The organism is Gluconobacter sp. P1D12_c (assembly GCF_018812105.1).
Taxonomy (GTDB): domain Bacteria; phylum Pseudomonadota; class Alphaproteobacteria; order Acetobacterales; family Acetobacteraceae; genus Gluconobacter; species Gluconobacter oxydans_A.
On sequence record NZ_JACSIQ010000743.1, the window covers coordinates 1 to 384 of the forward strand.

Sequence of the window (384 nt, forward strand, 5' to 3'; positions counted from 1 at the left end):
CGAGGGTCTGTTCAACCGTTTTGACGCGACCCTGCGGCACGCCGGCTATCTGCCGATGTCGGGCCAGATCCTGGATGCAACGCTGGTGGCGGCTCCAAAGCAGCGCAACACGAACGCCGAGAAAGCCGATCTCCGGGCAGGCCGTATTCCCGAAGACTGGCAGGACAAGCCGTCAAAGCTGTCGCACAAGGATCGCCATGCGCGCTGGACGCTGAAGTTCACGAAAGCGAAGCGGCAGGACGATGGAACCATGCCGTCGAGTGATCTCGCTATCCCATTCTTTGGCTACAAACCCCACGTCTCCATCGACCGGAAGTATCGGTTCATCCGCAAATGGAAGACAACAGATGCCGCCGCCAGTGATGGCGCGCGATTGAGAGAGGG

General features: G+C 60.2%; 1 pseudogene. It reads left to right on the forward strand.

The window, feature by feature from the left end:
• Positions 1–384: pseudogene (locus KP705_RS19000) on the forward strand (IS5/IS1182 family transposase); the annotation flags it as partial.